This is a genomic window from Pseudomonas sp. BF-B-30 (assembly GCF_019956305.1).
GTDB lineage: Bacteria > Pseudomonadota > Gammaproteobacteria > Pseudomonadales > Pseudomonadaceae > Aquipseudomonas > Aquipseudomonas jessenii.
This window is the reverse complement of record NZ_JAHBDG010000007.1, coordinates 100938-123893: the sequence shown is the minus strand read 5'-3', so window position 1 is coordinate 123893 and position 22956 is coordinate 100938. Positions and strand designations below refer to the sequence as shown.

At 60.1% G+C, this 22956-nt stretch carries 21 protein-coding genes; 1 reads left to right on the top strand and 20 read right to left on the bottom strand.

All coding sequences use genetic code 11. The features are described from left to right. The first annotated feature begins 54 nt into the window (after positions 1-54). Positions 55-255 carry a co-regulatory protein PtrA N-terminal domain-containing protein gene (locus KGB29_RS04800; protein ID WP_150812612.1) on the top strand — a complete coding sequence of 67 codons (201 nt, stop codon included), beginning with the start codon at positions 55-57 and terminating at the stop codon, positions 253-255. 211 nt (positions 256-466) lie between these two features. Here KGB29_RS04800 and KGB29_RS04795 read toward each other — a convergent pair whose 3' ends face one another. The 20 genes from KGB29_RS04795 to purB all read right to left on the bottom strand — a co-directional run bounded on the left by KGB29_RS04795 (position 467) and on the right by purB (position 22947). Next, on the bottom strand, positions 467-844 hold the full coding sequence (locus tag KGB29_RS04795; RefSeq protein ID WP_150812613.1) for a type II toxin-antitoxin system VapC family toxin: 378 nt from the start codon (positions 842-844) through the stop codon (positions 467-469). Continuing rightward, positions 841-1191 carry a type II toxin-antitoxin system Phd/YefM family antitoxin gene (locus tag KGB29_RS04790; protein WP_223507709.1) on the bottom strand — a complete coding sequence of 117 codons (351 nt, stop codon included), beginning with the start codon at positions 1189-1191 and terminating at the stop codon, positions 841-843. Before KGB29_RS04790 ends, KGB29_RS04795 begins: the two co-directional genes overlap by 4 nt. 205 nt (positions 1192-1396) lie before the next feature. After that, positions 1397-2860 carry an NADH-quinone oxidoreductase subunit NuoN gene (gene nuoN, locus KGB29_RS04785; protein ID WP_095943711.1) on the bottom strand — a complete coding sequence of 488 codons (1464 nt, stop codon included), beginning with the start codon at positions 2858-2860 and terminating at the stop codon, positions 1397-1399. A 7-nt stretch (positions 2861-2867) separates the two neighbouring features. Next, positions 2868-4400, bottom strand: a complete 1533-nt coding sequence (nuoM, locus tag KGB29_RS04780) for an NADH-quinone oxidoreductase subunit M (protein WP_102670548.1) — start codon at positions 4398-4400, stop codon at positions 2868-2870. A 39-nt stretch (positions 4401-4439) separates the two neighbouring features. Continuing rightward, positions 4440-6293: an NADH-quinone oxidoreductase subunit L gene (nuoL, locus tag KGB29_RS04775; RefSeq protein WP_150812614.1), complete on the bottom strand. Its 1854-nt coding sequence runs from the start codon at positions 6291-6293 to the stop codon at positions 4440-4442. After that, the gene (nuoK, locus tag KGB29_RS04770) at positions 6290-6598 is read right to left on the bottom strand and encodes an NADH-quinone oxidoreductase subunit NuoK (RefSeq protein ID WP_007946416.1); all 309 of its coding nucleotides are present in this window, start codon (positions 6596-6598) and stop codon (positions 6290-6292) included. The genes nuoL and nuoK overlap by 4 nt, the downstream gene beginning before the upstream one ends. 2 nt (positions 6599-6600) lie before the next feature. Next, positions 6601-7104 (bottom strand): NADH-quinone oxidoreductase subunit J, encoded by a 504-nt coding sequence (nuoJ, locus tag KGB29_RS04765; RefSeq protein ID WP_053161453.1) that lies wholly within the window; start codon positions 7102-7104, stop codon positions 6601-6603. Between the two features lie 9 nt (positions 7105-7113). Beyond that, positions 7114-7659, bottom strand: coding sequence for an NADH-quinone oxidoreductase subunit NuoI (nuoI, locus tag KGB29_RS04760; protein ID WP_015094374.1), 546 nt, complete (start codon positions 7657-7659; stop codon positions 7114-7116). 12 nt (positions 7660-7671) lie between these two features. Beyond that, a complete protein-coding gene (gene nuoH / locus KGB29_RS04755; RefSeq protein WP_090456620.1) occupies positions 7672-8679 on the bottom strand; it encodes an NADH-quinone oxidoreductase subunit NuoH in 1008 nt (335 codons plus the stop codon). Further along, positions 8676-11390 (bottom strand): NADH-quinone oxidoreductase subunit NuoG, encoded by a 2715-nt coding sequence (gene nuoG / locus KGB29_RS04750; RefSeq protein ID WP_150812615.1) that lies wholly within the window; start codon positions 11388-11390, stop codon positions 8676-8678. The genes nuoH and nuoG overlap by 4 nt, the downstream gene beginning before the upstream one ends. A 135-nt stretch (positions 11391-11525) precedes the next feature. Then, positions 11526-12881 carry an NADH-quinone oxidoreductase subunit NuoF gene (gene nuoF, locus KGB29_RS04745; protein ID WP_150812616.1) on the bottom strand — a complete coding sequence of 452 codons (1356 nt, stop codon included), beginning with the start codon at positions 12879-12881 and terminating at the stop codon, positions 11526-11528. Continuing rightward, complete coding sequence (gene nuoE / locus KGB29_RS04740; protein ID WP_008020715.1) at positions 12878-13375, bottom strand: NADH-quinone oxidoreductase subunit NuoE; 498 nt, start codon at positions 13373-13375, stop codon at positions 12878-12880. Before nuoE ends, nuoF begins: the two co-directional genes overlap by 4 nt. A 2-nt stretch (positions 13376-13377) precedes the next feature. After that, complete coding sequence (gene nuoC / locus KGB29_RS04735; RefSeq protein ID WP_057714159.1) at positions 13378-15162, bottom strand: NADH-quinone oxidoreductase subunit C/D; 1785 nt, start codon at positions 15160-15162, stop codon at positions 13378-13380. Between the two features lie 72 nt (positions 15163-15234). Continuing rightward, complete coding sequence (locus KGB29_RS04730; protein ID WP_046037844.1) at positions 15235-15909, bottom strand: NuoB/complex I 20 kDa subunit family protein; 675 nt, start codon at positions 15907-15909, stop codon at positions 15235-15237. A gap of 10 nt (positions 15910-15919) precedes the next feature. Beyond that, a complete protein-coding gene (locus KGB29_RS04725) occupies positions 15920-16333 on the bottom strand; it encodes an NADH-quinone oxidoreductase subunit A (protein ID WP_003223812.1) in 414 nt (137 codons plus the stop codon). A gap of 645 nt (positions 16334-16978) precedes the next feature. After that, a complete protein-coding gene (gene aceA, locus KGB29_RS04720; protein WP_034146910.1) occupies positions 16979-18304 on the bottom strand; it encodes an isocitrate lyase in 1326 nt (441 codons plus the stop codon). A gap of 473 nt (positions 18305-18777) precedes the next feature. Then, complete coding sequence (locus tag KGB29_RS04715) at positions 18778-19539, bottom strand: secretin N-terminal domain-containing protein (protein WP_150812618.1); 762 nt, start codon at positions 19537-19539, stop codon at positions 18778-18780. 362 nt (positions 19540-19901) lie between these two features. Beyond that, a complete protein-coding gene (locus KGB29_RS04710; RefSeq protein ID WP_150812619.1) occupies positions 19902-20327 on the bottom strand; it encodes a GNAT family N-acetyltransferase in 426 nt (141 codons plus the stop codon). After that, positions 20320-21489 (bottom strand): cupin domain-containing protein, encoded by a 1170-nt coding sequence (locus KGB29_RS04705; protein ID WP_008053451.1) that lies wholly within the window; start codon positions 21487-21489, stop codon positions 20320-20322. The genes KGB29_RS04710 and KGB29_RS04705 overlap by 8 nt, the downstream gene beginning before the upstream one ends. Before the next feature lie 87 nt (positions 21490-21576). Beyond that, positions 21577-22947, bottom strand: coding sequence for an adenylosuccinate lyase (gene purB / locus KGB29_RS04700; protein WP_007972090.1), 1371 nt, complete (start codon positions 22945-22947; stop codon positions 21577-21579). Positions 22948-22956 lie beyond the last annotated feature (9 nt).

The window sequence follows — 22956 nt, the reverse complement described above, 5'->3', positions numbered from 1 at the left end:
AAAGGTTCGGATTGTTACCTTGACCTCGTTAGTTAATTAAACGAGGAATCAAACATGAAACTTGCAGAACTGAGTGCGTTTGTAGCGGCGTTGGTGATGTCTTCTGTTGTTTTGGCAGAAGGTGGCGGTGACAAGGCTTTCGAAAAAATGATGGCGGCCAATGACCGCTCGGTGGAGAAGTTTGTCGCGAAGGAACAGGCGCGTACCCCCGTCGTATTGAATGAAAAAAAGGACGACAAGACCAAACACTTGTAAGCGTGACGCACTGGAACTAGCCCGTCATCGAATGCCGATGGTGGGCTTTTTTTTAATGCGCAATGGTTTGGAGGTCACTTCATTTTCGACTCAGACGCGGTCTCGTGTAGGAGCTGGCTTGCCAGCGAAGAGGCCACTCCCGATAACAAAGTTCTCCAGCCGAGCAAAATCATTCACAGAAACATTCATCATTTGTGGTGTTTTGAACCAATCAGACCAAAACAGCCAAATCCGTGTACCTGGCAACCAACGGGTCGGCGGTGAGAAGCTTCATGGGTTCAGTCATGGCTGTTGCAACAATTAGGCGGTCGAATGGGTCACGATGGTGATGCTCGAGGTCTTTCACGGCAATGGCATGCTCGGACGTTACCGGCAATTCGATGAACCCGCTTTCGAGACAGTACTGCCGGATTTCCTCCAAATCAACGTTCAGCTTTCCCAACCCGACCTTGATCGCCATCTCCCAGAATGACGCTGCGCTGACATATATGTCGGCAGCGTTCTCGATGAGCCTTCTGGCTTTGCCGGAGAGTCTGGGATCATCACTGAGTGTCCAGAGCAAAATGTGCGTGTCGAGCAGAAGCCTCATTCGTGAGTGCCTTCAAAAATATCGAGCATGTCGTCCGACAGTGGCGCGTCGAAATCATCGGGAAGTACAAGTTTGCCTTTCATCGTTCCGATGCGCTGGCCGCAGGTTTTTCCCACCGGCACCAGACGTGCGAGAGCCCGACCGTGTTTGGCAATCGTGATGATCTGTCCAGCGGCTGCGTCATCAACGAGTTTGGATAGATTGTTTTTTGCTTCGGCCAACGGAACGACGATCATGATTTCCCTCCTATATTCTGGACAAATATAGCCAGAATATTCACGGAGGGCAAAGGTGCGTGGTTTCTCGGGGATGGCGGGAGCCAGTTCGGAAAAGATGTCGCGGTTCATTGTTCGCTCTCGTATTGGTTTCTCTATCCAGCAGTCATTAAAGATAAAACCAAGTGCTTGATCTTGATGTAGGACGAGGCGGGTAATCCCGCGAGAGCTTTCGGGGATTGTCGGAGGAGGGGAGCGCGCCGGTAACATATCCTACAAACGCAAAAACGGCACCCGAAGGTGCCGTTTCTGTTTACTACTGAATGGCTCTAAGCGATCAACCCGCCAGGCCCGACTGTTGAACCAGGTTCAGCAGCGGTTGTGGGTACAGGCCGAGGAAGAAAGCCAGTACCGCAATGGCCAGCAGCATCACGCCGCCTGCCTTCTGTTCCCAGTGCAATTGAGCGTCGACGCGGCGCAGGTTCGGTTCGATCAGGTACAGGGTGACCATCACTCGCAGGTAGTAGAACACGCCGATGGCACTGCCCAGTACCAGGGAGCCGACCAGCCACCACTGATGGGACTCGACGCCGGTGGCGATGATGTAGAACTTGCCGATGAAGCCCGCGGTCAGCGGGATACCGGCCAGGGACAGCATCATCACGGTCAGCACGGCGGTCAGGTACGGACGGCGCCAGAACAGGCCGCGGTATTCGTACAGGGCGTCTGCGTCACGGCCTTTGTACGGCGAGGACATCAGGGTGATCACACCGAAAGCACCGAGGCTGGTGATCACGTAGGTGACCAGGTACACGCCGATGGCTTCCACGGCCAGGCCCTTGCTCGCCACCAGGGCGATCAGCAGGTAGCCGAAGTGGGCGATGGACGAGTAACCCAGCAGACGCTTGAGGTTGCTCTGGGTCAGGGCCAGCAGGTTACCGAACAGGATCGACGCGATGGCGATGATGGTCAGCACGTCGCTCAGCACACCGCTGCTTGCCGCTGGCGAGATCTGGAACAGGCGCACCATCACCGCGAACACAGCCACTTTCGAAGCGGTAGCGAGGAACGCTGCGACCGGCGCCGGAGCACCTTCGTAAACGTCTGGCGTCCAGAGGTGGAAGGGCACCAGCGACAGCTTGAACGCCAAGCCGATCAGCATCATGCCCAGGCCCAGTTGCGCCAGCGAGCTTGGCAGACCAGTGGCCGCCAGCGCCTGACCGATGCCGACGAAGCTCAGGGAACCCGAGTCTGCGTACAGCAGCGCCATGCCGAACAACAGGAACGCGGAGCCGGCAGCCGACAGCACCATGTACTTGATACCGGCTTCCAGCGAACGCTTGTTGAAGAAGGCATAGGCCACCAGACCGTAGACCGGCACCGACAGCAGTTCCAGACCGATGAACAACCCGGCCAGGTGCTGCGCGCTGACCAGCACCAGGCCACCGGCGGCGGCCATCAGGATCAGCAGGTACAGTTCTTCACGGTTGCCCGGGTAACCCGTGCCGCCATCGCCGAGGTAGGCGTGGGCGAGGGTGACACAAGCAAGGGTGGCGACCAGGATCAGCGCCATGTACAAGCAAGCGAAGCTATCGATTTGCAGCAGTGGGGTCACAGCCAATGGCGCGACCTTCAAGGCTGGCAGGATCGACAGCAACGCCAGGTTCAGACCCGCCACCGACAGCAGGAAGGTCTGGGAGTGGTTGCGGCGCCAGGCGATCGCCAGCATCACCACGATGATCGTGGCGCTGGTGATCAACAACGGCGCAAGCGCGATAAAGTGTTGAGTCGTGAATTCCATAGCGCTCTTACCGGGCCGAAGCGAGTTGAGTGAAGGCGGTGCCGAGCCATTGCTGCACGCCATGCATCGTAGCGGCAGAGGTATCGAGGAACGGTTGTGGGTACACGCCGATGTAGATCAGCAGTGCAGCCAGACCGACCACCATGATCAGTTCGCGACCGTCCATGCCATGCAGCACCGCGTCCGACTTGGCCGGGCCGAAGAAGGCACGGTGGACCATGATCAGCGAGTAGACCGAACCGAACACCAGGCCGGACGTCGCGATGATGGTGACCCATGGGGCGATCGGGAAGGTGCCGATCAGGATCAGGAACTCACCGACGAAGTTACCGGTACCCGGCAAGCCCAGGGACGCCGCCGCGAAGAACAGGCTGAGGGCCGGCAGGTAAGCGATCTTCGACCACAGGCCACCCATCTCGCGCATGTCGCGGGTGTGGGTGCGTTCGTACAGCTGGCCACTCAGGATAAAGAGTGCCGCCGCCGACAGACCGTGCGCCAGCATCTGCATCACCGCGCCCTGCAGCGCCAGTTGGCTGCCGGAGTAGATGCCGATCAGTACGAAGCCCATGTGGGAAACGGACGAGAAGGCAATCAGACGCTTGATGTCGGTTTGCGCGAACGCCAGGAACGCACCGTAGAAGATCCCGATCAGGCCCAGGGCCATTGCGAACGGCGCGAACTCGGCCGAAGCATTCGGGAACAGCGGCAGGGCGAAACGCAGCAGACCGTAGGCCGCGGTCTTCAGCAAGATACCGGCGAGGTCGACGGAGCCTGCAGTCGGCGCCTGGGCGTGAGCGTCAGGCAACCAGGAGTGGAACGGTACGACCGGCAGCTTGACCGCGAAGGCGATGAAGAAGCCGAGCATCAGGATGTACTCGGTGGTCATCGACATCTTGGTCTTCAACAGGTCGGCGTAGTTGAAGGTAATTACGCCGGTGTCGTTGAAGTTGACCAGTACCAGGCCCAGGATCGCCACCAGCATGATCAGGCCGGAAGCCTGAGTGAAGATGAAGAACTTGGTCGCCGCGTAGATCCGGGTTTTCTTGCCGTCCGAAGAACTGTGACCCCAGAGCGCGATGAGGAAGTACATCGGCACCAGCATCATTTCCCAGAAGAAGAAGAACATGAACAGGTCGAGGGCGAGGAACACGCCGACGACACCGCCCAGGATCCACATCAGGTTCAGGTGGAAGAAGCCCACGTGACGCTGGATCTCTTTCCACGAGCAGAGTACCGAGAGGACACCCAGCAGACCGGTCAGCATGATCATCAACAGCGACAGGCCGTCGAGGGCCAGGTGCACGTTGATGCCGAAGCGCTGGATCCAGACGTGCTTGAACTCAAGCGCCCAGGTCGGGTCGGCGCCAGGCGCCGGGGCAAATGAATAATCACCGTTGGCCCACAGCCAGAGGCCGAGGGAGAGCAACAGGGACATGGTGATCAGCGCAATCCAGCGGGGGAGGGTGGCGCCGAAGCGCTCACCCATCCAGCACAGCAGGCCGCCGATGAAGGGGATCAGGATTAGCCAAGGCAGAATCATGACGGGCTCAATTCCTTTCGCAAGTTCGCAAGGTTCATATCAGACCGCTACCAGCACGACGGCGCCGATAACCAGCACGGCACCAGCAGCCATCGAGGCGGCATACCAACGCAGTTGACCAGTCTCGGTACGGCTCAGGGCGGTGTGACCGCCTTTGGCCATGCGCGGGATCAGACCGATGGTCTGGTCGAGCGGGTCTTTGCGCAGGATGTGGCTGATCGCCAGGTATGGCTTGACGAACAGTTTGTCGTAGATCCAGTCGAAGCCCCAGGCAGCGAACCACCAGGCCGAGAGGAAACGGCCGATGCCGCTGTTGGCGATGGCGGTGACGAAGCGACGCTTGCCGAGGAACAGCAACGCGGCCAGCAGGATACCGGCCAGGGCGATGGCGCCCGAGGCGATTTCCAGGCTGTGCTTGGCTTCGCCGCCGGCATGGCCGACGCTTTGCGGCAGTACACCGTGCAGCGGTGGAACGATCATCGCGCCGACGAAGGTCGACAGTACGATCAGCACCGACAGAGGCAGCCAGTGAGCGATGCCGTGACCGGCGTGGGCTTCGGTCTTCGCTTCACCGTGGAACGCGATGAAGATCAGGCGGAAGGTGTACAACGAAGTCATGAATGCGCCGACCAGACCTGCGTAGAGCAGACCGTTGTTGCCGCTGGCGAACGCTTCCCAGAGGATTTCGTCCTTGGAGTAGAAGCCTGCGGTTACCAGTGGCAGGGCCGCCAGGGCCGCGCCGCCGACGATGAAACTGGCGTAGGCCAGTGGCAGCTTTTTCCACAGACCGCCCATCTTGAAGATGTCCTGCTCGTGGTGGCAGGCAACGATCACCGCACCGGAGGCAAGGAACAGCAGGGCCTTGAAGAAGGCGTGGGTCATCAGGTGGAAGATCGCGCCGTCCCAGGCGCCGACGCCCAGGGCCAGGAACATGTAGCCGATCTGGCTCATGGTCGAGTAGGCGAGGATACGCTTGATGTCGGTCTGGACCAGTGCTGCGAAGCCAGCCAGGACCAGGGTCACACCGCCGACGATGCCCACCAGGTGCAGGATTTCCGGCGCCAGGGTGAACAGGCCGTGGGTACGGGCGATCAGGTAGACACCAGCAGTCACCATGGTTGCGGCGTGGATCAGTGCCGAAACCGGGGTAGGACCGGCCATCGCATCCGCCAGCCAGGTTTGCAGCGGCAGTTGCGCGGATTTACCGACAGCACCACCGAGCAGCATCAGGGTGGCCATGACCATCCAGAAGTCGCCGGACTGGAATTTCTGCGGAGCCAGCACCAGCAGTTCCTGAACGTTCAGCGTGCCCAGTTGGGCAAACAGAATGAACAGGCCGATGGCCATGAACACGTCACCGATACGGGTCACGATAAAGGCTTTGAGTGCGGCGTTACCGTTGTTGCGGTTGCTGTAGTAGAAACCGATCAACAGGTAGGAGCACAGGCCCACGCCTTCCCAGCCGAAGTACAGGAACAACAGGTTATCGCCCAGCACCAGGAACAGCATGCTGGCGATAAACAGGTTGGTGTAGGCGAAGAAGCGCGAGTAACCGGCTTCACCGCGCATGTACCAGGACGCGAACAGGTGGATCAGGAAGCCGACGCCAACCACCACACCGAGCATGGTCAGCGACAGGCCGTCCAGGTACAGGGCGAAGTTCGGCGTGAAGCCTTCCACCGCCATCCACTGCCACAACACCTGGGTGTAGTGGCCGCCTTCAGGTGGTGCGACGTTGAATTGCCAGATCACGTAAGCCGCGACGATGGCAGACAAGCCGACGGAACCGACGCCGATCAGCGCCGAAAGGTTTTCCGAGAGGCGGCCGCGAGAAAACGCCAGCAGCAGGAAACCGATGAGAGGGAACAGGAAAGTCAGATAGAGAAGATTCATCCGCGCATCTCACTGGCAGCGTCGATATCGAGCGTGTGGAAGCGGCGATACAGTTGCAGCAGGATCGCCAGGCCGATACTGGCCTCGGCGGCTGCCAGGCTGATCACCAGGATGAACATGATCTGTCCATCCGGCTGTGCCCAGCGGCTACCGGCAACGATGAACGCCAACGCGGAGGCATTCATCATGACCTCCAGGCTCATCAGCACGAAAAGGATGTTGCGGCGGACCATCAGGCCGACCAGACCGAGGCAGAACAGGATGCCGGCGACCGCCAGACCATGCTCCATGGGGATAGCAGGCATCGTCATTGCTCCTTGGCTTCGTTGCGGCCCAAGTGGAACGCCGTGACGGCTGCGGCGAGCAGCAGCATCGAGGCGAGTTCGACCACCAGCAGGTACGGACCGAACAGGCTGATGCCCACGGCCTTGGCGTCTACGGTGGTATGGCCGATGGCTTCACCGGTCTGGTGGGAGAACAGCACGTACAGCAGTTCCACCAGCAGCAGCGCAGCGAGGAGCACCGGGCCGCCCCAGATACCGGGCTTGAGCCAGACGCGCTCTTGCTGAACCGAGGCCGGGCCAAGGTTCAGCATCATCACCACGAACACGAACAGCACCATGATGGCGCCAGCGTAGGCGATCACTTCCAGGACGCCGGCGAACGGCGCGCCGAGGGCGAAGAAGGTCATCGCCACGGCAATCAGCGAAATGATCAGGTAGAGCAGGGCGTGCACAGGGTTGGTGTTGGTGATCACGCGAAGCGTGGACACCACAGCGATACCCGATGCGAAATAGAAAGCGAATTCCATCTTTCTTCCTTAAGGCAGCAAGCTCTTCACGTTGATCGGCTGGGCTTCGTTCTGCGCGGAGCCTTTCGGCTTCCCGGCAATCGCCATACCTGCAACACGATAGAAGTTGTAATCAGGGTTTTTGCCGGGGCCGGAGATCAGCAGATCTTCTTTCTCGTAAACCAGGTCCTGACGTTTGAACTCGGCCATTTCGAAATCCGGTGTCAGCTGGATCGCGGTGGTCGGGCAGGCTTCCTCGCAGAGGCCGCAAAAAATGCAGCGCGAGAAGTTGATGCGGAAGAAGTCCGGGTACCAGCGACCGTCTTCGGTTTCAGCTTTCTGCAGCGAGATGCAACCGACCGGGCACGCCACGGCGCACAGGTTACAGGCGACACAACGCTCTTCGCCGTCGGGGTCGCGGGTCAGGACGATACGACCACGGTAGCGCGGCGGCAGGTAGACCGGTTCTTCCGGGTACTGCAGCGTGTCGCGCTTGCGGAAGGCGTGGCCGAAAATCATTACCAGGCTGCGAAGCTGGGTGTAGAAGCCATGCACGATGTCAAATATGTACTTCATGATTCTCTATCCTCACTGAGCCGCGACGGCGGGCGTGTTGAGCAACACGATCGCAGCGGTCACCAGCATGTTGACGAGGGTCAGCGGCAGGCAGAACTTCCAGCTGAAGTCCATCACCTGGTCATACCGTGGGCGCGGAATCGAAGCGCGCAACAGGATGAACATCATGATGAAGAACGCGGTTTTCAGTGCGAACCAGATGAACGGGATCTGCGGCAGGATGCCGAACGGACCGTGCCAGCCACCGAAGAACAAGGTCACCAGCAGCGCCGAGATCAGCACGATGCCGATGTACTCGCCGACGAAGAACATGCCCCATTTCATGCCGGCGTATTCAATGTGGTAGCCGTCTGCCAGTTCCTGTTCCGCTTCCGGCTGGTCGAACGGGTGACGGTGAGTCACGGCCACGCCAGCGATGAAGAAGGTCAGGAAACCGAAGATCTGCGGAATGATGAACCACAGGTTCTGCGCTTGATATTCAACGATGTCGCGCATGTTGAACGAGCCGACCTGGATCACGATGCCCATCAGCGACAGGCCCATGAACACTTCGTACGACACGGTCTGCGCCGAGGCGCGCAAGCTGCCCAGCAGGGCGAACTTGTTGTTGCTCGACCAGCCGGCGAACAGCACCGCGTAGACCGACAGGCCAGCCATGGCGAAGAAGAACAGGATACCGATGTTGATGTCCGCCACGCCCCAGGTCGGGGTGATCGGGATGATCGCGAAGGCAATCAGCAGGGCGCTCATGGCGACTACCGGTGCCAGGGTGAAGATCATCTTGTCGGCGAATGGAGGCGTCCAGTCTTCCTTGAAGAACATCTTGATCATGTCGGCGGCGATCTGGAACGCGCCGAACGGACCGACGCGGTTCGGACCGTAACGGTCCTGCCAGAGGGCGAGCAGACGACGCTCGACCCAGCTCAGCAGGGCACCGCAAACCACCACGGCGAGCAGAATCACCACGGCCTTGAGGACCGTGATGATGATGTCGATCACTTCAGGAGTGAACCAGGTCATTGAGCTGCCTCCTGCAGACCATCAACGGATTTGCCAAAGATCGCTGGCGGAATGCCGGCGATGCCCGCAGGCAATGCCACCAGACCGGCGCCGAGCTCTTCGTTGATGCGCAGCGGCAGACGCAGGGTCTGGCCAGCGACATTCAAGCTCAGCATCGCGCCGTCATTGACACCCAGGCGGTCGGCTTCGGACTTGGCCAGTGACACGTAGGCGGCCGGGATGCGTTCCTGAACCGGAGCGGCTTTCGAAGAGTTCTCTTCACTGCCGAACAGGTGGAAGAACGGCACGACTTGCCAGGTGCCCTGGGCCGGGTTGAACGCGCGCGGAACACTGGCGAACCAGTTCAGCGAGTCACCGCTGCTTTCGATCAGGCGGGTGCCCGGGTCGCCAGCGCGGATGTGACCACCGACTTCGTCCTGGAACTTGTTCCAGGCCTGCGGCGAGTTCCAGCCCGGAGACCAGGCGAATGGCACTTGCTGACGCGGTTCGACCGAGCCCGAGTAACCTTCCATCGAGAAGTTGAACGCGGTGTCGTTGTCTTGCGGGGCACGCGGTTCGTGCACGTTGATGTCGGCGCGCATGGCGGTACGACCGGAGTAACGCAGCGGTTCGCGGGCCAGTTTCATGCCCTTGATGCGGAACGCGGCGGACGGTGCGGCATCGACGATGCGATTCAGGATCGAAGTGCTGGAAGCGACGGCGGCGGTGGCGTGGTCCAGTTGGGTCCAGTCGATCGGCTGGTTCAGCAGGGTCGCGCGCAGGGCATGCAGCCAGCGCCAGCCTTCGTGAACCAGGATGCTCGCGTCCATGTACTTCGGATCGAAAACCTGGAAGAAGCGCTGGGCGCGGCCTTCCTGGCTGACCAGGGTGCCGTCGCCTTCAGCGAAGCTGGCGGCTGGCAGAACCAGGTGCGCGCGATCGCTGGTGGCAGTCTTCTGATGGTCGGCGACGATCAGCACTTTGGCGGCGGTCAGGGCGGCATCGACCTTGGCCTTGTCGGTACGGGTATACAGATCGTTTTCCAGTACGACGATGGCGTCGGCTTTGCCATCGATCACGGCTTGCAGCGCGGCGTCGACCGATTCGCCACCGAGCATGGCCAGGCCGAGGCTGTTGGCCTCTGGCACGATCAGGCTGATGGAACCGTTCTTCTCGCGCAGCTTCAACGCTTTGGCGATGTTCGCAGCAGCTTCGATCAACGCCTTGGAACCCAACGAGGTACCGGCAATGATCAATGGACGCTTGGCGGCGAGCAGGGCGTCGGCAATGCGCTTGGCCAGTTCGAGTGCTTCAGCATCCAGGCCTTCAACGGCTGGAGCGCTGGCGTCGAGGGCGTGAGCCACGGCGAAACCGATGCGGGCCAGGTCGTCTGGAGCGGCGTGAACGCATTCTTCAGCGATGTCGTCGAGCTTGGTTTCAGCCAGGCTGGCGATGAACAGCGGGTTCAGCGCGTGCTGGCCGATGTTTTTCACCGCGGCGTCGAGCCAAGGCTGGACGCGCATGGCGTCGGCCATGTCTTCGGCCTTGCCCTTGACCGATTGACGCAGGGACAGGGCCATGCGCGCAGCAGTCTGGGTCAGGTCTTCACCGAGGACGAACACGGCGTCGTGGTCTTCGATGTCGCGCATGTTCGGTACTGGCAGCGGGCTGTCTTTGAGCACTTGCAGGACCAGGCGGATGCGCTCCAGCTCGGCAGCTTCGATACCGGAGTAGAAGTGCTCGGCACCGACCAGTTCACGCAACGCGTAGTTGCTTTCGAGGCTGGCGCGGGGCGAACCGATACCGACGATGTTGCGACCGCGCAGCAGGTCCGCGGCTTTATCCAGCGCTTCGTCGAGGCTCAGCTTGGTGCCGCCCGCCAGCTGCGGTTGGCGTGGGCGGTCTTCGCGGTTGACGTAGCCATAGCCGAAACGGCCACGGTCGCACAGGAAGTACTGGTTTACCGAACCGTTGAAACGGTTTTCGATACGACGCAGTTCGCCGTAACGCTCGCCCGGGGAGATGTTGCAACCGCTGGAGCAGCCATGGCAGATGCTCGGCGAGAACTGCATGTCCCATTTACGGTTGTAGCGCTCGGAGTGAGTCTTGTCGGTGAACACACCGGTCGGGCAGACCTCGGTGAGGTTGCCGGAGAACTCGCTTTCCAGGGTGCCGTCTTCAACGCGACCGAAGTACACGTTGTCGTGGGCGCCAAACACACCAAGATCGGTGCCGCCGGCGTAGTCCTTATAGAAGCGCACGCAGCGGTAGCAAGCGATGCAGCGGTTCATTTCGTGGGAAATGAACGGGCCCAGTTGCTGGTTCTGGTGGGTACGCTTGGTGAAGCGGTAACGGCGCTCGTTGTGGCCGGTCATTACCGTCATGTCTTGCAGGTGGCAGTGACCGCCTTCTTCACAGACCGGGCAGTCGTGAGGGTGGTTGGTCATCAGCCATTCGACAACACTGGCGCGGAAGGCCTTGGATTCTTCATCTTCGATGGAGATCCAGGTGTTGTCGGTGGCAGGGGTCATGCAGGACATCACGATACGACCACGGGTGTCGTTCTCGTCGGTGTACTGCTTGACCGCGCACTGGCGGCAAGCGCCAACGCTGCCGAGGGCAGGGTGCCAGCAGAAATACGGAATATCGAGGCCCAGAGACAGACATGCCTGTAACAGGTTGTCTGCCCCATCGACTTCGAGCGCTTTGCCGTCTACGTGGATAGTGGCCATGGTTCAAAGTTCTTCGTTGGCCCGGTGTCAGCGGGCGTGGCTAATGGAATCTTGTTATCCGCGTGAATCAACACAGCCGTTAAAGGCGTCATCACACGAAAAGCGAAGGGCGCGGACCCTTCGCTTTTTAAGCGTTTACGCGCCGACTACGATCGGCCTTGCCAGAGGCGGGACGGCGGCGCTGACAGGCGCGATACCGGCTTCGAACTCATGGCGGAAGTATTTGATTGCGCTGCCCAACGGCTCCACGGCGCCCGGTGCGTGAGCACAGAAGGTCTTGCCTGGGCCGAGGAAACCGACCAGACCCAGCAGGGTCTCGATGTCGCCTGGCTGGCCTTCACCGTTCTCGATGGCCATCAGGAGCTTGACGCTCCATGGCAAGCCATCGCGGCAAGGGGTGCAGAAACCGCAGGATTCGCGGGCGAAGAACTGCTCCATGTTGCGCAGCAGGGACACCATGTTGACGCTGTCGTCCACCGCCATGGCCAGGCCGGTACCCATGCGGGTGCCCACTTTGGCGATGCCGCCGGCGTACATTTGTGCGTCCAGGTGTTCCGGCAACAGGAAACCGGTACCGGCGCCGCCAGGCTGCCAGGCCTTGAGCTTGTAACCGTCGTGCATGCCGCCGGCGTAGTCTTCGAACAGCTCGCGACCGGTGACGCCGAACGGCAGTTCCCACAGGCCCGGGTTCTTGACCTTGCCGGAGAAGCCCATGAGCTTGGTGCCCATGTCTTCGCTGCCTTCGCGAGCCAACGATTTGTACCAGTCCACGCCGTCGGCAATGATCGCCGGCACGTTGCACAGGGTTTCGACGTTATTCACGCAAGTCGGCTTGCCCCACACGCCAACGGCGGCAGGGAAGGGCGGTTTGGAGCGCGGGTTGGCGCGACGGCCTTCGAGGGAGTTGATCAGTGCGGTTTCTTCACCGCAGATATAACGCCCGGCGCCGGTGTGAACGAACAGCTCGAAATCAAAACCCGAACCCAGGATGTTCTTGCCCAGCAGGCCGGCTGCCTTGGCTTCTTCCACGGCACGGTTCAAGTGCTTGGCGGCGGTGGTGTATTCGCCACGCAGGAAGATGTAGCCACGGTAGGTTTTCAGTGCGCGGGCACTGATCAGCATGCCTTCGATCAGCAGATGGGGCAGTTGCTCCATCAGCATGCGGTCTTTCCAGGTGTTGGGCTCCATTTCATCCGCGTTGCACAGCAGGTAGCGGATGTTGATGGATTCGTCCTTTGGCATCAGGCCCCACTTCACGCCAGTGGGGAAGCCTGCACCGCCGCGGCCTTTGAGGCCGGAGTCTTTCACGGTCTGGACGATGTCGTCCTGGGCCATGTCGGCGAAGGCCTTGCGCGCAGCGGCGTAACCGTTCTTGGCCTGGTACTCGTCGAGCCATACGGCTTCGCCGTCGTCACGCAGACGCCAGGTGAGCGGGTGAGTCTCGGCCGAACGCTTGATGCGGTTGGCCGGACCGAAGGAAGTCAGGGTCATACGTAGCCCTCGAGCAATTTGGCAACGCCTGCAGGCTGCACATCACCGAAAGTGTCGTCGTCGATCATCAGCGCCGGCGCCTTGTCGCAGTTGCCGAGGCAGCAGACCGGCAGCAGGGTGAAACGACCGTCGGCGGTGGTCTGACCCAGGCCGATGCCGAGCTTGCTCTGGATTTCGCTGACCACGGACTCGTGGCCGCCGATGTAGCAGACCATGCTGTCGCAGACGCGGATGATGTGACGGCCCACTGGCTGACGGAAGATCTGGCTGTAGAACGTCGCCACGCCTTCAACGTCGCTGGCCGGGATGCCGAGGATCTCGCCGATGGCGTACAGGGCGCCGTCCGGCACCCAGCCACGTTCCTTCTGGACGATCTTCAGGGCTTCGATCGACGCCGCGCGCGGGTCTTCGTAGTGATGCAGCTCGTGCTCGATGGCCGAGCGCTCGGTTTCACTCAAGGTGAAACGGTCTGTCTGGATAAGCGTGCTGTTCATGCTTAGCGGTCCACGTCGGCCATAACGAAATCGATACTACCCAGGTACGCAATCAAGTCCGCGACCATGCTGCCTTTGATCACCGAAGGGATCTGCTGCAAGTGCGGGAAGCTTGGGGTACGAATCCGGGTGCGGTAGCTCATGGTGCCGCCATCGCTCGTCAGGTAATAACTGTTGATGCCCTTGGTCGCTTCGATCATCTGGAAGGATTCGTTGGCCGGCATGACCGGGCCCCACGAAACCTGCAGGAAGTGCGTGATCAAGGTTTCGATGTGCTGCAGGGTGCGCTCTTTCGGCGGCGGCGTGGTCAGCGGGTGATCCGCCTTGTACGGGCCTTCCGGCATGTTGCGCAGGCACTGGTCGATGATCCTGATGCTCTGGCGCATCTCCTCGACACGCACGATGCAGCGGTCGTAGGCATCGCCGTTGGCGGCCAGCGGCACTTCGAATTCGAAGTTCTCGTAGCCCGAGTACGGACGCGCTTTACGCAAGTCGAAATCGCAACCGGTCGAACGCAGGCCGGCACCGGTGACGCCCCATTCCAGGGCCTCTTTGGTGTTGTAGTCGGCGACGCCGATGGTGCGGCCACGCAGGATGCTGTTGTCCAGGGCGGCTTTCTGGTATTCGTCCAGACGCTTTGGCATCCACTCGACGAAGTCCTTGACCAGTTTTTCCCAGCCCCGCGGCAGGTCATGGGCGACGCCACCGATGCGGTACCAGGCCGGGTGCAGGCGGAAACCGGTAATGGCTTCGATCACCGTGTACGCGCGCTGGCGGTCGGTGAAGGTGAAGAACACCGGGGTCATGGCGCCGACGTCCTGGATGTAGGTACCCAGGAACAGCAGGTGGCTGGTGATCCGGAAGAACTCGGCCATCATGATGCGGATGACGTCGACCTTCTCCGGTACCTTGATGCCGGCCAGCTTCTCGACCGAAAGCACGTACGGCAGGTTGTTCATCACGCCGCCGAGGTAGTCGATACGGTCGGTGTACGGGATGAAGCTGTGCCAGGACTGACGCTCGGCCATCTTCTCGGCACCACGGTGGTGGTAACCGACGTCCGGTACGCAGTCGACGATCTCTTCACCGTCCAGCTGCAGGATGATGCGGAACGCACCGTGCGCGGACGGGTGGTTCGGGCCGAGGTTGAGGAACATGTAGTCCTCGTTCGGACCGGAACGCTTCATGCCCCAGTCTTCCGGCTTGAAGCGCGCGGACTCTTCCTCGAGCTGTTGCTTGGCCAGGTTCAGGGTGAACGGGTCGAACTCGGTGGCACGGGCCGGAAAGTCCTTGCGCAGCGGGTGACCTTCCCAGGTCGGCGGCATCATGATGCGCGACAGGTGAGGGTGACCTTTGAAGTCGATGCCGAACATGTCCCAGACTTCACGCTCGTACCAGTTGGCGTTCGGCCAGATGCTGGTGACGGTCGGCAAGCTGAGGTCGCCCTCGGACAAGGCAACCTTGATCATTACGTCACTATTACGTTCGATCGACATCAAGTGATAGAACACGGAGAAGTCGACGCCGTTCGGCAGCCCTTGACGCTTGGTGCGCAGACGCTCGTCCACGCCGTGCAGGTCATAGAGCATGACGTACGGCTTGGGTAGGTTACGCAGGAAGGTCAGGACTTCGACGAGTTTGGCGCGGGCAACCCAAAGCACCGGCATGCCGGTGCGGGTCGGCTGGGCGGTGAACGCCTCCGGGCCAAAACGGTTGTTCAGTTCGACGACCACATCCTGGTCGTCTGCCTTGTAAGGCGGGATGTACAGAGCACTGCCTGTAGTCATGGTTATTTATCGCTTTCGGTCAACGTAAAGAATGAAGCCAGGTTCTCGTTCTATTTAAGAAGCAGATCTGGATCAGACTTCGTCGGGGCTGCGCAGGTTGGTGACTGCGATTCGCTGTTCGCGGCGCTTTTCCTTCTCGGAAGGCATCTCGGCGCGATAGACGCCTTGATCACCAACGACCCAGGAAAGCGGGCGACGCTCCTGTCCAATCGACTCCTGCAACAGCATCAAGCCTTGCAGGAAAGCCTCAGGGCGGGGCGGGCAGCCAGGCACGTAGACGTCCACGGGCAGGAACTTGTCCACCCCTTGAACGACGGAGTAGATGTCGTACATGCCACCGGAGTTGGCGCACGAACCCATGGAGATGACCCATTTAGGCTCGAGCATTTGCTCGTAGAGACGCTGAATGATCGGCGCCATCTTGATGAAGCAGGTACCGGCGATAACCATGAAATCCGCCTGGCGCGGCGATGCCCGGATAACCTCGGCGCCAAAGCGCGCGATGTCGTGGGGCGCCGTGAAGGCGGTGGTCATTTCCACGTAGCAGCACGAAAGACCGAAGTTATACGGCCACAGGGAGTTCTTGCGCCCCCAGTTGATCGTGCCGTTAAGCACGTCTTCGAGCTTGCCCATGAAAATGTTTTTGTGGACTTGATCTTCTAACGGATCGGAAACGGTTTCCCGCTGGCCAATCGGATACTGCTCGTTAGGAGCATCGGGGTCGATCCTGGTGAGATTGTATTGCATTGCCAAAGCCTCATTGTTTCAGCTTCGCTTGCCGCTTGCGCCGAGCTTCCGGAGCCCAGTCAAGGGCGCCCACTCGGAATAGGTAGACAAGGCCTGCCAACAGAATTGCTATGAAAACGAGAGCTTCGACGAATCCGGTCCAGCCGCTTTCGCGGACGGACACAGACCATGCAAAGAGAAAGAGGGCTTCGATATCGAAGATCACGAACAACATCGCGACCAGATAGAATTTGGCTGAGAGCCGCAAGCGGGCGCCACCTGTAGGTAGCATGCCGGACTCGAACGGTTCGTTTTTGCTGCGGCCCCAGGCTTTTGACCCAAGGAGGCTTGAGACGCCCAGCATGAAGGCACAGAGGCCGACGACGCCTAGAAGGAAAATGGCAAAGCCCCAGTTGTGGGCCATGAGTCCTGTCGCTTCGGGCATGCTGGTAATCCTTAACAGAGAGCAAAGGTCTCTGAGCTTGAAAAGAAACAAAAGCAGTGACGATATGTCGCAGCAATCAATCCCGCTGATTTTATGGCTAAACACCCGGCAAGTAAAATTCCTATAGCGAAATTATTTATAGGAATAAGGACATAGCGCGCTTCAAAAGCCCCGCAGGCCTTGCGCCTTGGGCATTAGCCGGCATTTCGTCAATTATGTTTTGTAGGGAATGTAACGAACATAGTTGGCGCTAAATGATAATCAATATTGTTTGGCTTGGTTTTTAAACTGCTTATCCTTCGGATACTCCGGAAGTTGTCTTATATGGGCGTTACAGCAAGTAGCGGCGGAGAGCGTTTTAGCGGATTTTTCTGACGGTCGTAGCGCTCTGGATCAATGTTTTTCCAGGTCACCACCATCCCCTGTAGGAGAGAGCCTGCTCGCGATGGTGGTCAACGATGACGCTGGGGGCCTGACACCCCACGGCGTCCTCAGGTTCATCGCGAGCAGGCTCGCTCCTACAGGGGGGGCGCTCATTGAATCGCAGGCAAAAAAACGCCCCGAACCAGTCGGGGCGTCAGAGGTGCAGCGCTGCGGTTAGCTTTCTATTCGGCCCGCAGCGGCTGATGTCTCAGGCGAAGCAGATCAGTGGAACTGTTCTTCTTCAGTCGAACCGGTCAGTGCGGTTACCGAGGACGAGCCACCCTGGATCACGGTGGTCATGTCGTCGAAGTAGCCGGTGCCCACTTCCTGCTGGTGCGCCACGAAGGTGTAGCCCTTGGAAGCGTCAGCGAATTCCTGCTCTTGCAGCTTCACGTAGGCAGTCATGTCGTTGCGGGCGTAGTCGTGCGCCAGGTTGAACATGCTGTGCCACATGTTGTGAATGCCGGCCAGGGTGATGAACTGGTGCTTGTAACCCATGGCGGACAGTTCGCGCTGGAACTTGGCGATGGTCGCGTCGTCCAGGTTTTTCTTCCAGTTGAAGGAAGGCGAGCAGTTGTACGACAGCAGTTGGTCCGGGTATTCCTTCTTGATCGCTTCAGCGAAGCGACGAGCCTCGTCCAGATCCGGCTTGGCGGTTTCGCACCAGATCAGGTCGGCGTACGGAGCGTAGGCCAGGCCACGGGCGATGGCTTGATCCAGGCCGGCGCGCACTTTGTAGAAACCTTCCTGGGTACGTTCGCCAGTCACGAATGGCTGGTCGTACGGGTCGCAGTCGGACGTCAGCAGGTCAGCGGCGTTAGCGTCGGTACGGGCCAGGATGATGGTCGGAGTACCGGCAACGTCAGCAGCCAGGCGGGCGGCGGTCAGCTTCTGTACGGCTTCCTGGGTAGGAACCAGTACCTTGCCGCCCATGTGGCCGCATTTCTTCACGGAAGCCAGCTGGTCTTCGAAGTGAACGCCGGCGGCGCCTGCTTCGATCATGCTCTTCATCAGCTCGTAAGCGTTCAGTACGCCACCGAAACCGGCTTCGGCGTCAGCCACGATTGGCGCGAAGTAGTCGATGTAGCCGTCGTCGCCCGGGTTCTTGCCGGCTTTCCACTGGATCTGGTCGGCACGACGGAACGAGTTGTTGATGCGCTTGACCACGGTTGGAACCGAGTCCACCGGGTACAGCGACTGGTCCGGGTACATCGATTCGGCGGAGTTGTTGTCCGCAGCCACTTGCCAGCCAGACAGGTAGATCGCCTGGATGCCGGCCTTGACTTGTTGCACAGCCTGGCCGCCGGTCAGGGCGCCCATGCAGTTGACGAAATCTTTCTCAGGACGGAAGGCTGGCTTGGCACCCTGGGTCACCAGGTTCCACAGCTTCTCGGCGCCCATTTTTGCAAAAGTGTGCTCAGGTTGAACCGAGCCACGCAGGCGGACGACGTCAGCAGCGGAGTAAGTGCGTGTCACGCCTTTCCAGCGCGGGTTTTCAGCCCAGTCTTTTTCGAGGGCTGCAATTTGCTGTTCGCGTGTCAGTGCCATGGGAGATAAACCTCGTCGCGTCTTTATGAAAAGTTGTTCTGCGGTGGAAAATTCCTGCGCTCGCTGACCAGAAGCTTAAGCGGTCAAGTCGGATTCGGCGGGGAGGGCGACGGGATGAACGATCGGCTCGAGGGGAAGTGAGCAGGTAAAGGCGAACTGCGGGCGCATTCGGGCGTCGTGGGCCTTGGTGCGAACATCAGTGTGGTGCCGGGTTACCTATTACGCTTCCGTCCCTCGGGACAACTTCGTTCCAGTCGACAACCTCGTCAAACACACCTTGTGGGCGGTACAGACACGAAGCGGTTCGCGGGGTAGGTGCGAACATCGCCTCGAAGGCCCTTGCCAGGGCCTCTGATTAGCGGGAGCGAGGCCATCATGCCTTCGCTTTTTTGGCTCGTCAAACGTTTTGTAGTGCTTTTTTTAAGGCACTACATCTTTGGTCTAATACGACTAGTCAGTCAGTTTTTGGTGCTTTAGTCCAAGGTGTCGACTTTCACCCGCAAAGTCATGTCGTTGCGGCTCTGGGTCGAGTAGCTGCGGGTCAGGCCCTGTTTGTCGGCCTGGGTCTGGCCGTTGACCCCGGCCAGCAGGATCCACTCGCCGAGGTGGCCGGTGACGGTTGTGTCGGTGCTTTGTACGTTCACTACATCGGGACGTTCCTGGCTCATGCGGTCACGGTTGGTACTGATCGACAGGTGGACGATGTCGCCGGTGACGTTTGCGGTGACGTAGAAGCCCTGGGTGACGTTGCGGTATTCGGTCTGGCTGCGCAGGTCGCCGTAGGAATCGGTCTGCGAGCTGGTCAGCGGCACGCTCTGGCCGACCTGGATCAGCGCCGGTGTGCCTTCGCTGGCCTGCACCTGCTGAATGCCGCCGTCACGACTGTCGGTGGTGTAGTTGATGATGCGGGTCTGGCTTGGCTTGGCGCCGTTCACCGAATAACCCTGGTCACCCTGGAAGTTGTTGTCGCTGGTGTCGACGGTGATCAGCAAGCGCTTGGGTGCGGTGTCGAGTTGGGAAAGAAGGGCTTTAAGTTCGTCGATCTTGCGTTGATCGGCGTTGACGATCAATTGATTGCCATAGGCGCTGACCTGTCCGTCCTTGCCGACGAAATCCTGCGCCACCGGCAGCAGGTCGGCACTGGTGTGGTATTTGAGGGGGATGATTTCTGTGGCAGCCAGCACCGAAAAACTGCAGCCGAGCAGTAGGGTGGTGAGCAGGGTGCGTAGGGACATGTCCGTTATCTCCGCGTTCTAAAGGCTTGATATTGCCACTTTGTCGGCCCGGGGTTTGTAGGAGCGAGCTTGCTCGCGATGGGCGTGAACGATAATGCTGGAAGTCTGACACCCCCGCGGTGTTCTCAAGACCATCGCGAGCAGGCTCGCTCCTACAGTTTGTCGGCCCGGGGTGGGGTAAGTTGAATCGTAGACAGCAAAACGCCCCGGTATCCGAAGATAGCGGGGCGTTTTGTGGTGTTCTTCAGGCCGCCATCGCGAGCAAGCTCGCTCCCACAGGGATCGATGGTGTTGCTGAAATCTTCAGCAACTCACAAATCCAATGTGGGAGCGAGCTTGCTCGCGATGGCGGCACCTGGGCCTTATGCCGAATGGCGAACCATGTCCACGTGCGGAATCCCGGCTTCCAGGAACTCCTCACTGACCATGTGAAAGCCCAGCCGTTCATAGAACGCCGTGGCTTGTACCTGGGCGCTGAGCATCTGCTGCTTCAGCCCGCGCTCTTCGGCTTCACCAATCACTGCTTGCATCAGCGCATCGCCGACTTTCAGGCCGCGCCAGTCCTTGAGTACCGATACCCGGCCGACGTGACCGTCAGGCAGCAGGCGGGCGGTGCCAATCGGAAAGTCGCCTTCGAGGGCGAGGAAATGCACGGCCGTTACATCATCGGCATCCCATTCCAGCTCGGGCGGAACGGATTGCTCGGCGACGAACACCGTCTCACGAATGCGCCGGATCTCGGCGTTGTCCTTCTGCCAGTCTGCGACACGTACGTGAATCTTATTCATCGGCAAACCCCAGGCTTCCTTGCTTGACCAGTTCACACAGCAGCCCGCGACCGTCTTCGTCGCTCAGCCAGTCGCCAAGGTTGTCGGCGTGCAGCGCGTCGGCGGCGCAGATCATCTTCAACAATTCGCGCAGTTTGCCCGGCAGGTAACGGCTCTGGCCGCTGGCGAACAGCAGCAGGTCGTCATCGACTTCAGACCACGCCAGGCGTGCGCTCGGGTTGCGAATCAGGATCGCGCCTTGTTCCAGGGCGGACATGAAGTCCTCTTCTTCGACGTCTTCCGGGCCCACCACCAGTTCCGGGTAGCGTGGCTCGGTCATGAACTGGCCGAACCAGGTCAGCAGCAGGCGCTCGTCGCTCATGTGCTCGGCCAGCAGGCCTTTGAGGCGGTCGAGTGCGTCGCGCTGGATCTGGTGAGGATCGGCGGTCGGCAAGGCGTCGGCGTCGGTGTAGCGTTCTTCGTCCGACAGGAACTGGCTGAGGAAGTCGGTGAAGTGGGTCAGCACTTCAGCGGCGCTCGGTGCACGGAAGCCGACCGAGTAGGTCATGCATTCATCAACGGCAACGCCGCAATGGGCCAGGCGCGGTGGCAGGTAGAGCATGTCGCCCGGTTCCAGCACCCATTCATCGGTGGCTTCGAATTCGGAGAGGATGCGCAGGTCGGCGTGGGCCAGCATCGGGCTCTCGGTGTTGCACATCTGGCCGATCTTCCAGTTGCGCTTGCCGTGGCCTTGCAGCAGGAACACGTCGTAGTTGTCGAAGTGCGGACCAACGCTGCCACCCGGTGCGGCGTAGCTGATCATCACGTCGTCGATGCGCCAGCTCGGCAGAAAGCGGAAATTTTCCAGCAGTTCGCTGACTTCCGGGACGAACTGATCCACGGCTTGAACCAGCAGGGTCCAGTCAGTTTCAGGCAGCTTGCTGAATTCATCTTCGGCGAACGGGCCGCGACGCAGTTCCCATGGGCGCTCGCCATTCTCGATGATCAGTCGCGATTCGACTTCTTCTTCCAGCGCCAGGCCGGCCAGTTCGTCGGCGTCGATCGGGCTTTCGAAATCAGGAATGGCCTGACGGATCAGCAGCGGCTTTTTCTGCCAGTAGTCGCGCAGGAATTCCCGTGCCGTGATGCCGCCCAGAAGTTGAAGAGGAATATCAGGATTCATGTGTAACCTATTGAAAAAATGCACTTTTCAGACGGGAATAAAAACGCCCGGCGCGGCCGGGCGTCTTATAAAGGGTCTAGCGGTCGATCAGATGCGTTTGGCTTGTTCTACAGCGTTGCCGATGTAGTTCGCCGGGGTGAGCAATTTCAGCTCGGCCTTGGCGGCGGCTGGCATGTCCAGGCCGTCGATGAAAGTCTGCAGCGCTTCTGGGCTGATGCCCTTGCCGCGGGTCAGTTCTTTCAGCTTTTCGTACGGGTTTTCGATGTTGTAGCGACGCATCACGGTCTGGATCGGCTCGGCCAGTACTTCCCAGCAGGCGTCCAGGTCGGCGGCAATCTTCTGCTCGTTGAGCTCAAGCTTGCTGATGCCCTTGAGGCTGGCTTCGTAAGCGATCACGCTGTGGGCGAAGCCGACACCGAGGTTGCGCAGTACGGTGGAGTCGGTCAGGTCGCGCTGCCAGCGGGAGATCGGCAGTTTGCTCGCCAGGTGCTGGAACAGTGCGTTGGCGATACCCAGGTTGCCTTCGGAGTTTTCGAAGTCGATCGGGTTGACCTTGTGCGGCATGGTCGACGAACCGATTTCGCCAGCGATGGTGCGCTGTTTGAAATAACCCAGGGAGATGTAGCCCCAGATGTCGCGGTCGAAGTCGATCAGGATGGTGTTGAAGCGGGCGATCGCGTCGAACAGCTCGGCAATGTAGTCGTGCGGTTCGATCTGCGTGGTGTACGGGTTGAAGCCCAGGCCCAGCTCGTCTTCGATGAAGGCGCGGGCGTTGGCTTCCCAGTCGATCTCAGGGTAGGCCGACAGGTGGGCGTTGTAGTTGCCGACAGCGCCGTTGATCTTGCCCAGCAGCGGAACGGCAGCGACTTGAGCGATCTGGCGCTCCAGGCGGTAAACCACGTTCGCCAGCTCTTTGCCCAGGGTGGTCGGCGAGGCCGGCTGACCGTGGGTGCGCGACAGCATCGGCACGTCGGCGAAACGGATGGCCAGTTCGCGGATGGCGTTGGCAGTCTGGCGCATCAGCGGCAGCATCACGTCATCACGGCCTTCGCGCAGCATCAGGGCGTGGGACAGGTTGTTGATGTCCTCGCTGGTGCAGGCAAAGTGGATGAATTCACTGACCTTGGCCAGCTCCGGCAACTTGGCCGCTTGCTCTTTGAGCAGGTACTCGATGGCCTTGACGTCGTGGTTGGTGGTGCGCTCGATCTCTTTGACGCGCTCGGCGTGCTCCAGAGAGAAGTTTTCCGCCAGGGTGTTGAGCACAGCGTTGGCTTCGGCGGAGAACGCCGGCACTTCACTGATGGCAGGGTGAGCGGCCAGGCGCTGGAGCCAGCGCACTTCAACCAGAACGCGGGCACGGATCAGGCCGTACTCGCTGAAAATTGGGCGCAGGGCCTGGGTTTTGCCGGCGTAGCGGCCGTCAACAGGGGAAACCGCAGTGAGCGAAGAAAGCTGCATGGGGTGTTC

Bases quoted from the DNA above. Each gene is read 5' to 3' on its own strand.
- KGB29_RS04795 (WP_150812613.1), bottom strand. From the start codon at position 844: ATGAGGCTTCTGCTCGACACGCACATTTTGCTCTGGACACTCAGTGAT.
- nuoJ (WP_053161453.1), bottom strand. From the start codon at position 7,104: ATGGAATTCGCTTTCTATTTCGCATCGGGTATCGCTGTGGTGTCCACG.
- nuoK (WP_007946416.1), bottom strand. From the start codon at position 6,598: ATGCCTGCTATCCCCATGGAGCATGGTCTGGCGGTCGCCGGCATCCTG.
- nuoM (WP_102670548.1), bottom strand. From the start codon at position 4,400: ATGATTCTGCCTTGGCTAATCCTGATCCCCTTCATCGGCGGCCTGCTG.
- nuoF (WP_150812616.1), bottom strand. From the start codon at position 12,881: ATGACCCTGACTTCCTTCGGTCCGGCCAACCGCATCAAGCGTTCGGCC.
- nuoE (WP_008020715.1), bottom strand. From the start codon at position 13,375: ATGAACAGCACGCTTATCCAGACAGACCGTTTCACCTTGAGTGAAACC.
- nuoL (WP_150812614.1), bottom strand. From the start codon at position 6,293: ATGAATCTTCTCTATCTGACTTTCCTGTTCCCTCTCATCGGTTTCCTG.
- KGB29_RS04730 (WP_046037844.1), bottom strand. From the start codon at position 15,909: ATGCAATACAATCTCACCAGGATCGACCCCGATGCTCCTAACGAGCAG.
- nuoN (WP_095943711.1), bottom strand. From the start codon at position 2,860: ATGGAATTCACGACTCAACACTTTATCGCGCTTGCGCCGTTGTTGATC.
- KGB29_RS04800 (WP_150812612.1), top strand. From the start codon at position 55: ATGAAACTTGCAGAACTGAGTGCGTTTGTAGCGGCGTTGGTGATGTCT.
- nuoC (WP_057714159.1), bottom strand. From the start codon at position 15,162: ATGACTACAGGCAGTGCTCTGTACATCCCGCCTTACAAGGCAGACGAC.
- KGB29_RS04705 (WP_008053451.1), bottom strand. From the start codon at position 21,489: ATGAATCCTGATATTCCTCTTCAACTTCTGGGCGGCATCACGGCACGG.
- nuoI (WP_015094374.1), bottom strand. From the start codon at position 7,659: ATGAAGTACATATTTGACATCGTGCATGGCTTCTACACCCAGCTTCGC.
- KGB29_RS04725 (WP_003223812.1), bottom strand. From the start codon at position 16,333: ATGCCCGAAGCGACAGGACTCATGGCCCACAACTGGGGCTTTGCCATT.
- KGB29_RS04790 (WP_223507709.1), bottom strand. From the start codon at position 1,191: ATGAACCGCGACATCTTTTCCGAACTGGCTCCCGCCATCCCCGAGAAA.
- aceA (WP_034146910.1), bottom strand. From the start codon at position 18,304: ATGGCACTGACACGCGAACAGCAAATTGCAGCCCTCGAAAAAGACTGG.
- purB (WP_007972090.1), bottom strand. From the start codon at position 22,947: ATGCAGCTTTCTTCGCTCACTGCGGTTTCCCCTGTTGACGGCCGCTAC.
- nuoH (WP_090456620.1), bottom strand. From the start codon at position 8,679: ATGACCTGGTTCACTCCTGAAGTGATCGACATCATCATCACGGTCCTC.
- KGB29_RS04715 (WP_150812618.1), bottom strand. From the start codon at position 19,539: ATGTCCCTACGCACCCTGCTCACCACCCTACTGCTCGGCTGCAGTTTT.
- KGB29_RS04710 (WP_150812619.1), bottom strand. From the start codon at position 20,327: ATGAATAAGATTCACGTACGTGTCGCAGACTGGCAGAAGGACAACGCC.
- nuoG (WP_150812615.1), bottom strand. From the start codon at position 11,390: ATGGCCACTATCCACGTAGACGGCAAAGCGCTCGAAGTCGATGGGGCA.